Source organism: Chryseobacterium sp. UF-290, assembly GCF_058245615.1.
This window is the reverse complement of the sequence record NZ_JBSICB010000011.1, coordinates 12910-28412: the sequence shown is the minus strand read 5'-3', so window position 1 is coordinate 28412 and position 15503 is coordinate 12910. Positions and strand designations below refer to the sequence as shown.

General features: G+C 38.9%; 8 protein-coding genes. All 8 read right to left on the bottom strand.

Annotated features, from left to right (window positions below; all coding sequences use genetic code 11):
• Nucleotides 1-27 precede the first annotated feature (27 nt).
• Nucleotides 28-2151, bottom strand: a complete 2124-nt coding sequence (scpA, locus tag AC4IF5_RS13665) for a methylmalonyl-CoA mutase (RefSeq protein WP_490735383.1) — start codon at nucleotides 2149-2151, stop codon at nucleotides 28-30.
• A gap of 138 nt (nucleotides 2152-2289) precedes the next feature.
• The gene (locus AC4IF5_RS13660) at nucleotides 2290-5292 is read right to left on the bottom strand and encodes a reprolysin-like metallopeptidase (protein WP_490735382.1); all 3003 of its coding nucleotides are present in this window, start codon (nucleotides 5290-5292) and stop codon (nucleotides 2290-2292) included.
• A gap of 137 nt (nucleotides 5293-5429) precedes the next feature.
• The gene (locus AC4IF5_RS13655; protein WP_490735380.1) at nucleotides 5430-7532 is read right to left on the bottom strand and encodes a prolyl oligopeptidase family serine peptidase; all 2103 of its coding nucleotides are present in this window, start codon (nucleotides 7530-7532) and stop codon (nucleotides 5430-5432) included.
• 97 nt (nucleotides 7533-7629) lie between these two features.
• Nucleotides 7630-8307: a hypothetical protein gene (locus AC4IF5_RS13650; protein WP_490735378.1), complete on the bottom strand. Its 678-nt coding sequence runs from the start codon at nucleotides 8305-8307 to the stop codon at nucleotides 7630-7632.
• Between the two features lie 78 nt (nucleotides 8308-8385).
• On the bottom strand, nucleotides 8386-9471 hold the full coding sequence (gene prfA, locus AC4IF5_RS13645) for a peptide chain release factor 1 (protein WP_490735376.1): 1086 nt from the start codon (nucleotides 9469-9471) through the stop codon (nucleotides 8386-8388).
• 117 nt (nucleotides 9472-9588) lie between these two features.
• Complete coding sequence (locus AC4IF5_RS13640; protein WP_490735374.1) at nucleotides 9589-10905, bottom strand: APC family permease; 1317 nt, start codon at nucleotides 10903-10905, stop codon at nucleotides 9589-9591.
• Between the two features lie 395 nt (nucleotides 10906-11300).
• Nucleotides 11301-14132 carry an alpha-amylase family glycosyl hydrolase gene (locus AC4IF5_RS13635; RefSeq protein WP_490735372.1) on the bottom strand — a complete coding sequence of 944 codons (2832 nt, stop codon included), beginning with the start codon at nucleotides 14130-14132 and terminating at the stop codon, nucleotides 11301-11303.
• A 200-nt stretch (nucleotides 14133-14332) separates the two neighbouring features.
• Nucleotides 14333-15385, bottom strand: coding sequence for a T9SS type A sorting domain-containing protein (locus AC4IF5_RS13630; RefSeq protein ID WP_490735370.1), 1053 nt, complete (start codon nucleotides 15383-15385; stop codon nucleotides 14333-14335).
• Nucleotides 15386-15503: the final 118 nt, after the last annotated feature.

Genomic DNA, 15503 nt, shown 5'->3' with positions numbered 1-15503 from the left:
TTTATTTTATTATATCTGATTATTTAATTAAATTCTTGCTAACAGTCTTTCCAGGATTTCCACTGCACATTTAGGAAGATTGGTTCCCGGGCCAAAAATAAAATCAGCCCCGTTGGCATAAAGGAATTCATAATCCTGTTGCGGAATCACTCCTCCTACTACAATGGTAACGTCATCTGCACCCAATTTAGCCAGTTCTTCTACTACCTGCGGCACCAATGTTTTGTGCCCTGCAGCCAGTGAAGATACTCCCAGAATATGAATATCATTTTCAATAGCCTGCTTTGCTACTTCTTCCGGAGTTTGGAACAACGGTGCCACATCGACATCAAATCCCATATCCGCAAATGCTGTTGCTACTACTTTTGCTCCTCTGTCATGTCCATCCTGCCCCATTTTGGCGACCATTATTCTAGGACGGCGTCCTTCTTCCTCTTCAAACTTCTGAGTCAGATGAAGGGCTTTTTCAAAGTATTCGTTTTTACCGGCATTCATGGCATATACTCCAGAAATTGTTTTAATGTTTGCTTTATATCTTCCAAAGGTTTCTTCCATAGCATCACTCATTTCACCAAGGGTAACTCTTCTTCTCGCCGCTTCAATACACAATGCCAGCAGATTTCCTTTTCCTGTTTTTGCACTTTCACGAATATCGTTTAATATCTGTATAACGGCTTCTGCATTTCTTTCAGCCTTTATAGTATTCAGTCTTTCGATCTGCTTTCTGCGGACTTCTGTATTGTCAATATCCAGAATTTCTATGGCATCCTGTTTTAAAGATGATTTGAATGAATTGACCCCAATGATAAATTCTTCACCACTATCGATTTTGGCCTGTTTTTTAGCCGCTGCTTCTTCAATTCTCATTTTAGGAATTCCGGCTTCAATAGCTTTGGTCATTCCTCCTTCCTGCTCAACCTCATCGATGTATCGCATCGCTTCTTCGATCATTTGCTGGGTAAGGCTTTCTACCAGGTTACTTCCTCCCATTGGGTCCACTACATCACATATCCCGCTTTCCTGCTGAAGAATGATCTGCGTATTTCTTGCAATCTTAGCAGAATAATCTGTAGGAAGTGCAATAGCCTCATCTAATGCATTGGTATGCAGTGACTGAGTTCCTCCTAAAGCTGAGGACAGCGCTTCAATAGCTGTTCTGGTGATATTATTGAAAGGCTCCTGCTCCGTTAAAGACCATCCTGAAGTCTGCGAATGGGTTCTCAGCGCCAAAGATTTCGGATTTTGAGGATTAAACTGTTTTAAAAGATTGGCCCAAATATATCTTGCAGCACGCATTTTAGCAATTTCCATAAAGTGGTTCATCCCGATTGCCCAGAAGAACGAAAGCCTCGGTGCGAAATCATCTACATTCATTCCCGCTTTGATCCCGGTTCTTACATATTCGAGACCGTCTGCCAATGTATAAGCCATTTCGAGCACCGGTGTTGCACCCGCTTCCTGCATATGATATCCGGATATGGAAATAGAGTTGAATTTGGGTATATTCTGTGAAGTATATTCAAAAATGTCCGCGATGATCTTCATAGAAGGTGCAGGCGGATAAATATAAGTATTTCTTACCATGAACTCTTTCAGAATGTCATTCTGGATCGTTCCTGAAAGCTGCTCCTGCTTTACGCCTTGTTCTTCAGCCGCCACAATATAGAAAGACAAAATCGGAAGTACGGCTCCATTCATGGTCATAGAAACGGAAATCTGATCCAAAGGAATCTCGTTGAAAAGAATTTTCATATCTTCCACAGAATCAATGGCGACTCCTGCTTTTCCTACATCTCCTACTACTCTTGTATGATCAGAGTCATATCCTCTATGCGTAGCCAGGTCAAATGCTACTGAAAGCCCTTTTTGCCCTGCAGCAAGGTTTCTTCTGTAAAAGGCATTGGATTCTTCAGCAGTGGAAAAACCGGCATATTGACGGATCGTCCATGGCTTCTGAACATACATCGTGGAATACGGTCCTCTCAGATAAGGTTCAATTCCCGGAGAAGTCTGTGTTAATGATTCATCTTTTACATCTTTTTTCTCATAAGATGATTTAAGTTCAAGTCCGTCTTTTTCAAAGCTATAGATTTCCCTCTCCTGAGGCAATACTTTAAAATCCGGCTTTTTCACAGAAATTGTCTTTCGCATTCCAATAATTTTTGTCTCCGTAAAGTTAATTTTTTTGAGCGAAACATGAAACATCTGTTAACATTCAGTTTCTCTGAAGCTTATCCAAAAAAAAGACCGGACAAATGCCCGGTCTTATTTTAATTGTATATCGTCTGCTTATTTTTTGATAAGCTTAGTATTGTAAGTGTCTTTCTCATCTTTGATGGTAACAACATACATACCTTTGATCAATGAAGCAACATTAATTCTCTGTCCATCAATCTTACCTTCCTGAACTAATCTTCCGTCAGCAGAGTAGATCTTGTAATCTGCTTTTCCTTTCAGATTTTTCACTTCTACAAAAGTATCGGCAGGATTAGGATAGATCGATACTTCGGATGATTTTGTATCTTTTGTTTCGTTTACACTAAGGGTTTCTGTAATTTTTACCGGGAAGTCTCTGAATGTACCTGACGAAACATTTGGTACGAATGGGCTTCCACATGGATCATTCACTGCATTAAAGAAACTACTTGCAACTCTCATTCTCAACGTCTTATCTCCTGAATAAGCCGATGCAGGCACTGTAAATACAATTGATCCCTGATGGTAATACCAAGCTCCATTTATAATTGGAACACCTGATTTGGAACCCACTTTTTCAGATGCCTCAAAAACACCATTTCTATTGAAATCGATCCAAATATCAACCCAGTCATTATAATTGGCTTCGTTTCCTAAATTTCTATAGCTTAATGTATATTGGGTTCCTTTTGTTAAATTTATTGTTTTACTTGTATCTTCACTGAAATCAAGATAGGTTTTAGCTGCATTCGCTACTGTAACTGCTGAATATGTTAAATTAGATAGAGTTAAGTTAACAAGCCCACTGATATAAGGACTATTCAAATTGTTTCCTCCTGTAGTCATGATACAGTAATCAACACCTGTTCTTAGGCCTTTTGTTTTGAAAGCATAATTTGAAGAGAATGCTCCAGGTACACTATTTACCACTGCTGCAACCTGCGCTTCGTAATTTGTTTCATCGTCAAGACCATTCAACAGTACAGAATTTGTTGTACTTGTAGCATTAGACCAGTTTGTATCTCCTGCTTTTCTATAGTTTATTGAATAAGTATTAGCTCCAGGTACACTGTTCCAGGATAATCTAGCTGTTGTTCTTAAAACTTCAGTGTCTAAAGCAACAACGCCAGTTGGAGCATCTGTAGTAGAAGTTGGAGCCGTTCCTACAGTAACCGCAGGGGATACTGCGTAGAATATATTGTTTATTGCTGAAATTCTTAATTTAATAACACCGCTTAAACTGCCTGGCATTTGTATTGTATAGCTGCCTGTATTGGGTGTTGAAGCTACTAAATCCGTCCAGGAAGCCCCATTATCAGTAGTGTAATCTATTTTTACATTGGCTACATTATAAGGTGCAGTATTTGTATTAGCCACTTCCCATTGGATTGTATTTGCAGCATTGTTGTATAATATTGAAGAAGCTGTAAGCCCGTTGAATTTGAATGGACCGTCATTAGCAACCGTTACTGTTGTCTCTGAAGATGAAAGCATAGGCCTCTGTGCATTTCCATCTCTTACTGTTACAGCATAATTTAGCGTTCGGGGAACGTAGGAAACTGTTTCCCATGTACTTTTATTGGTAAGAATACCATCCATTACTAAAGGCAGGCTAGGAAAATATCTTCTTCCACTTGTCGTCCCAAAGAAGGATCTGGCTATAGAGCCTCCGGTATTATATCCCCATCCGCTATCTCCTGATATAGAGTTTGTAATTCCTACACTATCATATTGTTCCCAGGTATAATTCAAAGGATCATTTTGCGCATCGGTTGCTGTTGCATCCAAGTAATAAGCTGTCCCTTTAGGAATGGTATACGGTGTAAGCGCAGAAATCACAGGTGCAGTATTTACTGTAATATCCTGAGATATTCCACATGTAGTTTTATTTTCTAAAGTTGTTAATATCTGATCGATTGATTTATAGTGAAAATAAGCATCAGAATTCGCCTGTACATTATCCTGTGTGATTCCCGCATATGCCATTATGGTTGTTCCTCCTCCAGGTTCTACGTTTGCTCCTGAGCCTTCATTGGCATGTGAAAATGTATGGTTTCCTCCTAACTGATGCCCCATTTCGTGAGCTACATAATCTATATCAAATAAATCTCCTGTTGGGTTTGTATTCTGTGTAAAGGCCGCACCTTTTCCCAAAGAATTATTATTTGCCGGATTAGTACAAATAACGCCTATCCCTCCAGCATTCCCATTTCCTCCTGCAGCATTAAATACATGCCCGATATCATAATTGGCGTTTCCAACTACAGACGTTAATGTTTGTTGTAATTGCAAATTTAAATTACCTGTATATGGGTCTGTAGCTGCATTTGTATAAATGATAGCCGGAATATCCTGAATGATTAGTTGTATTCCAAAATCTTTTTCAAACACACCGTTTACACGAGTCATTGTGTTATTCATTCTGGTAACTGCATTCGGAACTGTTCCGCCAGCAGCCTGAGTATATTCCCCAGTTACAGATAATGCCAATCTATATGTTCTGTATTTTGTACTTGATGGTCTGCTTGTGATTCCTACATTAGAAAGCTTTTTTTTACCGTTTGATTCTAATTTTTTTATATCTTCAAAATGCTTTTCTTCTGTAGTACATTCGAAACCATGCTCATCTGCATTTCTTTTTGTTTTATAGAATACTCCATAAGTCTGCTTGTCTGTAGTAATCGGCTCTATAAACTGGAATACTCCATCCTTGATGATCATAGACTGCATTTCTGTAGGAGATGTACTGAATCTTAGATATTTGGAAGGATCATCAACCCCTACACCTACATATGAACCCAGCTGATATCTGTCTGCCATAGACTTTTCCATCACGGGATTGCTGTATACGGCAAATTTTTCAATTTTCCCTTCTGCTGTAGGGAGAGCAACAATCACTGCCTGTGCTCCTTTTCCTGTTTCTACAGCATCTTTTAAAATATTCCTAAGTGACTGTAAGTCCAGTCTGTAAGAATATTGAACTTCTACTTCTTTTCTTATCTGAGACGTTTTTTGTGAGGCCGGCTCCCACCTCTGTGCATTAAAGCTAGACAGTCCCGCTGCCAATGCACAAACCAGTAAAATTCTTTTTTTCATAATACCCTAATTAAATAAAAATTAGTAAACTTTAAATATCCAGGCTAAAAGTACAAATTATAAATAAAACGCAGTAAAAAAAATAACCAATTTTTTACAAAATTGGTTATTTAATTAAATTTATTATTATTCAATCATTATTTCTTTATTCCCATCTCATACAGCGCAAATGATATAAGATCTGCATTTTCACTGATCACCTGATCAGTTGATCTTCCTGCACCATGTCCTGCATTCTTTTCAATTCTTAATAAAACAGGATTTTTACAGGCCTGCTTTTCCTGAAGCTCTGCTCCGAACTTAAATGAGTGCGCCGGGACTACCCTGTCATCATGGTCACTGGTGATGATCATGGTTGAAGGATAGCAAGTATTTGCCTTAACATTATGTACCGGAGAATATGATTTAAGGTATTCAAACATTTCCTTACTGTCTTCTGCTGTTCCGTAATCATACGACCAGCCTGCTCCGGCTGTGAATTTATTATACCTCAGCATATCTAAAACTCCAACTCCCGGAAATGCTACTCTGGCAAGGTCCGGGCGGATTGTCATCGTTGCTCCTACCAGCAGACCTCCGTTTGATCTTCCTGAAAGTGCCATATATTCTTTAGAAGTGTACCCTTTGCTTTGCAGGTATTCCCCGGCAGCGATAAAGTCATCAAAAACATTTTTCTTCTGCTGCTTTGTACCCGCATCATGCCATTTTTTACCATACTCACCTCCGCCACGGATGTTTGGAACGGCGTAAATACCGCCATTTTCCATCCAGATCGCATTTACAACAGAGAAAGAAGGCTGTAAACTGATATTGAAACCTCCGTAAGAGTATAAGATCGTAGGATTTTTCCCATCAAGCTTAGTCCCTTTTTTATAGTTGATCATCATCGGAACTTTCGTACCGTCCTTTGAAGTATAGAAGACCTGCTCAGAAACATAATCATCCGGATTAAATTTCACTTTCGGTTTCTGATATACTTCTGATTTACCGGAATCTGCATTAAATTTATAAATGGTTCCCGGTGTAATGTAATTGCTGAAAGAATAGTAAAGATCTTTTTCTTTTTCCTTACCTCCAAAGCCTGAAATATTTCCTTTTCCGGGAAGGGTAATTTCCCTGATCAGTTTTCCTGTTTTATCGAATTGTTTTACCTGATCAATGGCATCGATCATATAGGTTGCAAAGAAATAGCCTCCACCTGAAGAAATAGCCAGTACATTTTCAGTCTGTGGAATTACATCTTTCCAGGTTTCAGGAACAGGGTTACTGATGGTCGTTTTTACAAGACGCATATTAGGAGCATCTTTATCCGTAGAAATGAAAAGGTCATCTCCTTCCGTATCTACAATATAGGCATTGATATCAAATCCTTTTGTAATCTGTACAAAGTCTCCTCCTTTTTTCAGATCTTTGATATACAGTTCATTTCCATTGGTTGCGTTGGCCGCGGAAATGATCAGGTATCTCTGATCCTCGGAAACTCCTGCGCTCAGATATCTTCTCGGTGTTTTTTCTCCGCCAAAGATCAGCTTATCTTCAGATTGTTTTGTTCCCAGTTTATGAAAGTATACTTTATGCTTATCCGTCATTCCAGAAAGTACCGTACCTTCTTTAGGTTTATCATAGCTTGAATAATAGAATCCCTCATCTCCCTGCCATGAAATCCCACTGAACTTTACATCCAGAATGGTTTCATCGATCTGCTTCTTGGTAATAGCATCGATGATGATAATCTTATTCCAATCGCTTCCTCCTTCAGAAATGGAATAAGCGGCAAGATTCCCTTTTTTATTGAATGAAAGATTGGAAAGCGAAGTCGTTCCTTTTTCTGAAAATTTATTGGGATCCAAAAATACTTCTGTAGCTTTCGTCTTATTATGGGTTCTATACAAAACAGACTGTGCCTGTAAACCATCATTCTTGGAATAGTATGTATAATCTCCTTCTTTAAAAGGGGCTGAAATTTTTTCATAATTCCAGATCTCTTTCAGCTGGTTTTTAATTTTATCCCTGAATGGGATTTTTGAAAGATAATTCTGGCTGTAAGCTACTTCTTCATCTACCCATTTCTTTGTAGCTTCAGAATCATTTTCCAGATCTCTGTACGGATCTGAAACTGCGGCCCCGAAATAAGTATCTGTCTGATTTCCTTTTAATGCTTTAGGATAATTCATTTTCTGAGAATAAAAAGATGCTGAAAACAAAACTCCAGCAGTTAATAACATAGGTTTAAAATTCATAGTGAACGGTTTTATCAAAAATACGTAAAGTATGTGAAATAAAAAAAGTCCCGGAAACCGGGACTTTATATCTTTAATGGCTTATCAACCAAATTATTTATTCATCAGATCCGAAACTTTCGAAGTAGAAATCAGTCAGATTCGTCACAATCTCATCCGGGCTACCGTTCCAGTAGTAGATTTTATCTCCTTCTTTAAGCTCGTACAAGCTAAAGTTCTGATCTGTTGTTACTGTTTTATCTGCATTTTTAAAATCCTGAGCGGCCTGAATCAAATATTTTTTCAGATCTTCAGCTTTTACTTTTTTGATATCTCCTGTAGGCCCGGCCGTTAATTTTGAAGGAACCTTAAAACTTACTGAATAAGCTATCTCAGCAATTTTTTCCCCTTCCATATATTCATTAGGAACAACTTTTACATCTTTAACGGTAAGCTTACCGGCTTTAAAATTTCCCAGCATTGCTGTGAAATAATCCTCTGCTTCTTTTTTGCATGCAGCCGCTGTAGCTTTAGGAAAGGCAGACAGGAAATTTTCCACACTGCTGCTCTTCATCTCTTCTGATACTTCTTTAAAATTTACCTGATAAGCGTTCTGTCCTTCTACGGTAGGTCTCAGATAATCGTTAAGCTTATTCAATGCAGCTTCATCGTTATTCACGAATGTCCCGAAGAACAGCTCGAATGCTTCTCTGGGTTTCTTTACTTCGGTCTGAGCTGCAACATACTGCCCCATCATGGTAAGCAACAGAAATAAAATAGTTTTGTAGTTTTTCATAGTTTATCTTTGATTTAATTGTTTGAAAAAGAAAAACCTCTGAGCGTTTCAGAGGTTTTGTTTTCTATGTAAAAAGCTTTAGTAGTTTTCTTCTTCTCCTTTCATTTTCTCTGCATTTTCCGCCATGATCACTGCATCGATCATTTCAGAAATATCTCCGTTCATATAAGCATCAAGGTTGTACATCGACTTATTGATTCTGTGGTCTGTAACCCTACCCTGCGGATAATTGTATGTTTTGATCTTTGCAGAACGGTCTCCTGTAGATACCATTGTTTTTCTTTGGGCCGCAATATCTCCCTGAACTTCCTGCAATTTGATATCATATAATTTGGCACGAAGCATTTCCATTGCCAATTCACGGTTAGCCAGCTGAGAACGGGCCTGCTGACAAACAACAACAAGTCCTGAAGGTTTGTGGGTAAGCTGAACTTTAGTTTCAACCTTGTTTACGTTCTGGCCTCCTGCACCTCCTGAACGGGAAGTCTGCATTTCAATATCTGCCGGATTGATCTCTACATCTACTTCTTCAGCTTCCGGTAAAACCGCTACTGTAATTGCAGAGGTATGAACTCTTCCCTGAGATTCTGTTTCCGGTACACGCTGTACACGGTGAACCCCGGATTCAAACTTCATAATTCCGTAAACACCTTCTCCTTCCACTTTCATGATCAATTCTTTATAGCCTTTCGCCGCTTCATTGGAATCTGTCACTTCATGTCTCCAGCCTTTTGCTTTGAAGTACATACTGTACATTCTGTAGATATCTTCCACAAAGATTGCGGCTTCATCACCTCCGGTTCCGGCACGTAATTCCACGATAACATTCTTGTCATCTGCCGGATCTTTAGGAATCAGCAATACCTTAAGCTCTTCTTCCAAACCGGGAATTCTGGATTGCGCTTCCAGCTTTTCCTCTTTAGCCAGGTCTACCAGATCTCTGTCTGAGCCGTCAGCAATGATCTCATCAGATTCTGCAATAGAATCCAAAGCTCCTTTGTACTGATCATAAACTCTAACAATTTTCCCCAAATCACTATATTCTTTGTTCAAAGAAGAATATCTTTTTTGGTCTGAAATGACATCAGGCTGTATAATAAGGTCTGCAACCTCATTATATCTTTGTTTTATAGCTTCTAATTTTGGAATTAATGATTTAGACATTATGGAATTTTTGTGGGTGCAAAGATAAGAATTATTAATTCAAAATTAAAGTATAAATTTTTGAAGGCTAGGGCAAAACTGTAAAAGGGTAAATCTGTAAATCTGGCCATTAGTCTTTTAAGTATCATGCTCTCTTTCGTCTGCCTTATAAAGTCTTCTGTCAACTAAGTACAGAATAATTCCAACCGCTACAATTCCCAGCCCTGTCATGCTTTCTTTGGGATTATGGATCAAGGTAAAATAGAGGATATACACACTGAATAACAAAAAAAACGTCGGGAAAATATAAAAGGCATTGGATTTAAATATTTTCCGGTCTTCTTTTTTAAGGAAGTACACCGTGGAAATTGCCAGACTTGCAAATAACTGAAGTATAAAGGCTGTATAAACAAATATCTCTTTAAAGCTTCCCGTCAGAATAATGATTGTAGCTATGACAGCATGGGCAAAAATAGCTCTTACGGGAATTCCTTTTTTATTCCCCACTGAAAGAGGCTTCCAGATATAACTTTCTTTAGCAAACGCTTGTGTCAGCCTCGAGCCCACCCACAAGTAACCGCTGATGGTCGCAATAAGCTGCAATGCAATAAAAATGTTGACCATTTTTCCAAAAGCTGGCCCCAGCATATTGACCGCTGCTTCTCCCATTACATCTTCTTTTCCTGCCAATTGACTTACAGGAGCATGCTTCAGCATAATATAATTCACAAGAATATAGCTTACCGTCACGAAAACGGTTCCTATGATCAGAGATTTGGGGAGATTTTTCTGAACATCCTTTATTTCTCCTGCAATATATGAAGCTGAGTTCCAGCCGGTATAGGAATAGGTAACAAAAACCAGGGAAGTGGCAAAAGCAGGAATCATGATCTCACCATGCCAGCTATCACTGAAATTCAGACTGTTACCCATCTGTGGTGATCCTGAAAGGGTAACGCCTAAAATAACCAGTACAATAATAAAAGCTATTTTGATCAATGTGAAAAAATTATGGAACCGGCTTGATGTTTTTAAACTGAACGATAAAGCAATAGCTACCAAAAAAATAACCGCAATGGCAAAACCGTTTCCGAAGGTATAATCGAATGCTGAAAGGTATTTCGCCATCGCCAATGCCGCCAATGCAACGGGTGATGAAAACCCGATAATGAGCGATATCCAGCTTATCAGATATCCAAACAGCGGATGGTAGGTTTCTTTCAGGTAAATAAAATCTCCACCATTCCCTTTAAAATGAGATCCCAGCTCGGCATAGCAGAAAGCTCCGAACAGTCCCAGAATTCCTCCGATAATCCATAACAGAAATATACTGTACGTATTGGTTATATCAGACAGCTGAAACCCCAGAGTAGTAAAGATTCCCGTTCCTATCATATTGGAAACAACAATAGCTGCAGCTGTTTTCCAACCGATCTTATGTGATGCAGTACTCATTTATGATTAAAAATTAAAATTAAGCCTTCCGAAAAAATGACTTCTCAATGTTCCCATGTGAACCGGCTCCTATTTGAATACTCCATAATATGAATTTTTATAGATCTGAAAATCCTCGAAGACCTCCAATACATTATTTGCCTCTACAGTAAAGGTAATATTTTTTGTAATATCATACACTTAACTTATATATATCTGTATAATGTAAATCCCGCACTTTTGTTCACAGAAATGTACTGAATCTCTTTCCTGAATAACATTGATCACTCCGGTAATAGCACCGGAACCCTATTAAGCAGCAGCATATCTCAGCACTTCAATTTTCTTCCAATAGGCAAAAAAGGCAAATTTGCAGAACAGCGAATTTGCCTTTTTATCATTTTATTGTTTGTTATCTATTGGACAATCATCTTCTGAACAGCCATTCCATTTTCTGATTTCAGATGAACAAGATAGGTTCCTGCAGGATAATTTACTTTCAGTTCGTGAGTGCCATTTTCTTTAGTAAGCCTGAAAGAATCCAGCTTTTTACCGCTCATCTCGGAAATGATAATTTCGCCGTTTTTTGCTTTGTTAAAAATGAGTTTTACAAAGCCATTCTTTACCGGATTATCAGCAATCTGAAGGGAAAGCTTGTGAGCAGCATTCACATCTGTTGTTGATAGAGCCCCTGCATAATTCCCATAAATCCTGAACTCTCCGGGTTGTAAAGTAATAGGAGCTGTGGTGGAGACAATATTTGAAACGGTATTGTCCATCAGATTTTGCCACTGCCCAGTATAAGGGAAGTAGGGAGCAACATTTTGAGCTGAAGTGGAATAATTGGCAAGAACGACCACATTTTTCATTCCGTTAATTGTGCTATCATACACGTAAATTCTGGTAATCAGCCCATCCGGGTCATTGGCAAGGTTGTTTGATTCTATACTGTAAGTCTTCGATTTGAATACAGGGTTGGTATTTCTGATGTCTATAATCTTTGCCCATGTATCATAAATGGCTTTTCTGTTTACATCCGCATCATAGCCTAATGTAAAAGCTATAGGCTTTTCATCTGTTCTGCATCCGCTGTTGATTGTTCCATCAGTACATCTGTTTATACTGAATTCGTAACCTAATTCTCCAAATTGCCAGATCATCTTCGGACCGGGAATGGTAAAGAATGTCGCACCAAATGTTTTCATTCTTTCAAGGGCCGTATTAAGGTTCTTTACACTGTAGCTTCCATTGACCGCTCCATAGGCAAGGTTTTTAAACATCAGCCTTTCTTCATCATGACTTTCTCCATAGCCCACCGCATACATATTGGTAAAGCCATGAAGGCTGTGATTCATTCTGTCATAATTGCTGTTTTCCTTGTACCCCATTGTATTTTGATTGTAAGGATCCGTCTGTTTATTCCAAAGCATAACGCCTTTTCCTTCTGCTACTTTATAATTCGCCCATTGCTGTTCTTCCGCATCCGTTCCCAAATGCTCAAAAATCATATAGGAATCAGGATCTATTGCCCATTGTCTGTCCGCATAATGTTTCATAATATCTACTCTGTCCTGCTGGTAAGCATTGGTACAGTCTTCATCATTTTCAGAGCAGCTTTGGGTAAATCCTTTTGTCAGGTCCCATCGGAACCCGTCAATGCGATACTCCGTCAGCCACTGCTGAAGACATCTTTCAACGTAATATTGCGTTGAAGGACTGGTATGGTTAAAATCATTAAATACATTATATGAATGCTTCGGAACCTGGTTGAAATAAGGATTTTCCGGCGCCACATCACCATATCCGTCCCAGTCTGGGTCGATATTCCAGAGTCTCACAAGAGGTGAACGTCCTGTTGCGTGATTAAATGCGACATCCAAAATAACAGCGATCCCGTTCTGATGGCACAGATCAACAAATTCTTTAAATTTTTCCGGCGTTCCGTATGCTTTATCCAATGCATAATGGAAAGAGGTATTATAACCCCAGGAGAGGTTACCATCAAATTCCATGATCGGAAGCAGCTCGATCGCATTGATCTTTAAATTCTTCAGGTATGAAATTTTATCGATCAGGGACTGCCAGTTTTTCTCCTGTGTAAAATCTCTTAATAACAGTTCATATACGATCAGATCTTCTTTTGCCGGTCGTTGAAAATTCGTTACCTGCCAGTTGTAAGGAGTCTGTCCTGTTTTAAATGTTGAAACTTCAAAATCCTGTCCTGCCGGAAATGCAGGCAAATTCGGATATGTAGAGGCTGAAATCCACTGATCATCATAGGAAGATAAAATCTGTGGAGAATAAGGATCCGCTACTTTTCTCAAGTCGTTTGTCCTGTATTGAAATGAGTATAGCTGCTGTGGCGTGAGTCCGTTTAATTCTATCCAGTAAAGGTCAGGGTTTGCAGTATCCCTTTTCATTAAATAGGCATCATTCACCACCCAGCTATTAAAACTTCCGATCACATGGACAAAGCTTTTACCCGGCGCATATAATGCAAGCCCTACTTTTGTCTGATCTGTAGGATGATAATTGATTCCCTGCCTGATCCAGTTTGGAACGGCTTCAGAAACCACATTTCTCGGAACCTGCAACACGAATGTGGCGTTTTTAGCATTGGAACCTTCAGTGGCAATCAACTCCATATTAGCATCTTGAGAAACGGTATAACTATAGGAAAAAGATGATGAAGGAACAGAAACGGAGTGTACAGTAACTCCATTTGCTTTCAGCTGAAAAGTCGCATTTACATTGGTATTTGCAGTAATAGTGATTGAATTTCCTGCCGGTACTGAGGTCAGGCTATTCGCCAGCGGATTGGTCAGGTTTAAATTTAACACCCCTACATTCACAAAGATATCAGGGGTCTGATGGGCTCCTGTCTTATCTTTTAATAAAAATCCAAATCTGCCGATGCCGGTTCTGCCGAAAAAAGTTGTCGGCGTAAATGTCAGAGAATAAGAATCTGCTCCGGCATTATAGATGAGCTTATTCAACTCATTTGAATTATCCCAGCTGCCGTTGGTGGGACAGTTCTGACTATTTTGATAATTGGTATCAAGAGACCAGGACCAGATATAAACAGAGTTATTGGAAACACCCCAACCCGTTTCATCAATCTGATCTCCGGGTATGGTTAACGTAATTGTATCGGTTTCATCAAAAGGATTGGGAGTAACCGTATAATTGATCTGCCCGAAATAAAATATTGCAATAAGCAGAAAAACAACAGAATAAAACTTTTTCATGTCTTTATTTTTATCGAATATAATATTATTTTTCTTTCTCTGGCTCTATTTTTATTCTATCCTGAGTAAATATGTGGTTGATTAATAAAAAAGGTCCATGAAAATTTCATGAACCTTCCAATAAAAGTAATTGTAATGAACTATATTTTTATACAGACGAAAATTGGGTCAACACACTTGGTTACTGCCCACAAAAAGGATCAGTCTTTTATTACCTTTTTAGAAATGGATTGCCCATTCTTTAATTTTAATTCTATCATATAGAAACCGGAAGGAAGCCCGTTCATATTGATCTGATTATTCGAAAGTCCTACATTCATCCTTTGCCCTGCCACATTGGTAACAGATATCGTTTCAATAGCGGAATCCGCTTTCACCGTAAGAAGATCTTTTACAGGGTTAGGATAAATATCTACTGACTGTATCTTCAATTTTACTTCTGAAGTGCTTAAGGAAGATGCAGGCTTCATACATCTTACTGATGCTCCCTGCCCTTTCATAGCACCAGCAGATGGATTAGCAATCGTTGTTCCAATATACAGGTACTTTCCTCCCAAAGTCGAGATATCTGAACTCCAGAAATACCCTCTCTGACCAACAAAAGTAAAATCACCTGTGCTGGAGCTTCTGTATCCTCCTGCCGGTAGTTTCAGATGACTTGCATATGCAGTGGCGGGGTTTGAAATACCTTCTGTATTAACCACTTCAGCCCATTCAAACTGATATGGCAGCTTCCATCCCGGACCTATTGCCTTACAGGGATCAGCTCCAATAGATGCTGTTATTTCCGCTACATTATTGCCTGTCCATTCATCAGTTTGTGCATTGGCATTCCACCAGCCCGGTGAACCGATAACAAATGAATTTATACCCGTCAGGCCTTCCGGTGTATTTACTTGTGGAACAGCTATTACGGGGGAGTCTCTCAACTGATGTCCATCATCCCATCTTCCCCATTGAAACAAATCGCCATAAGAGTTTTCATCATTCATTAAGGTAGCAACCTGAGAACTACCAAGATTTTGCTGCAACCATATATTTCCATCTCCGGCTCTTACTGTAGTATATGTTACCGGCTCTCCGTGATAAGTAAAGCTCACGCATCCTACATCACCCGTATTACTTCCCGGGTCCGTATTGCTACAGTTCTGTGGATTGCCTGTACCCTGTGCCTGTAAAGCATTTCCTGCCATGAGTGCCATCACTATTCCTGCACTTAATCTTCTTATGGAAAAATATAAATCTCCAATCATACCAACATTATTTTTATTTATTCTAAATTTAATTTAATTTTGCGCAAAAGTACCTCACATTATTAACCCGGAGTTATCATTTTCAAACTTTTGGTTATCCTTACCCTGTGCAGGGCTT

Coding starts and splice junctions, on each gene's coding strand:
- AC4IF5_RS13635 (WP_490735372.1), bottom strand. CDS start 14,132: ATGAAAAAGTTTTATTCTGTTGTTTTTCTGCTTATTGCAATATTTTAT.
- AC4IF5_RS13660 (WP_490735382.1), bottom strand. CDS start 5,292: ATGAAAAAAAGAATTTTACTGGTTTGTGCATTGGCAGCGGGACTGTCT.
- prfA (WP_490735376.1), bottom strand. CDS start 9,471: ATGTCTAAATCATTAATTCCAAAATTAGAAGCTATAAAACAAAGATAT.
- AC4IF5_RS13640 (WP_490735374.1), bottom strand. CDS start 10,905: ATGAGTACTGCATCACATAAGATCGGTTGGAAAACAGCTGCAGCTATT.
- AC4IF5_RS13650 (WP_490735378.1), bottom strand. CDS start 8,307: ATGAAAAACTACAAAACTATTTTATTTCTGTTGCTTACCATGATGGGG.
- AC4IF5_RS13655 (WP_490735380.1), bottom strand. CDS start 7,532: ATGAATTTTAAACCTATGTTATTAACTGCTGGAGTTTTGTTTTCAGCA.
- scpA (WP_490735383.1), bottom strand. CDS start 2,151: ATGCGAAAGACAATTTCTGTGAAAAAGCCGGATTTTAAAGTATTGCCT.
- AC4IF5_RS13630 (WP_490735370.1), bottom strand. CDS start 15,385: ATGATTGGAGATTTATATTTTTCCATAAGAAGATTAAGTGCAGGAATA.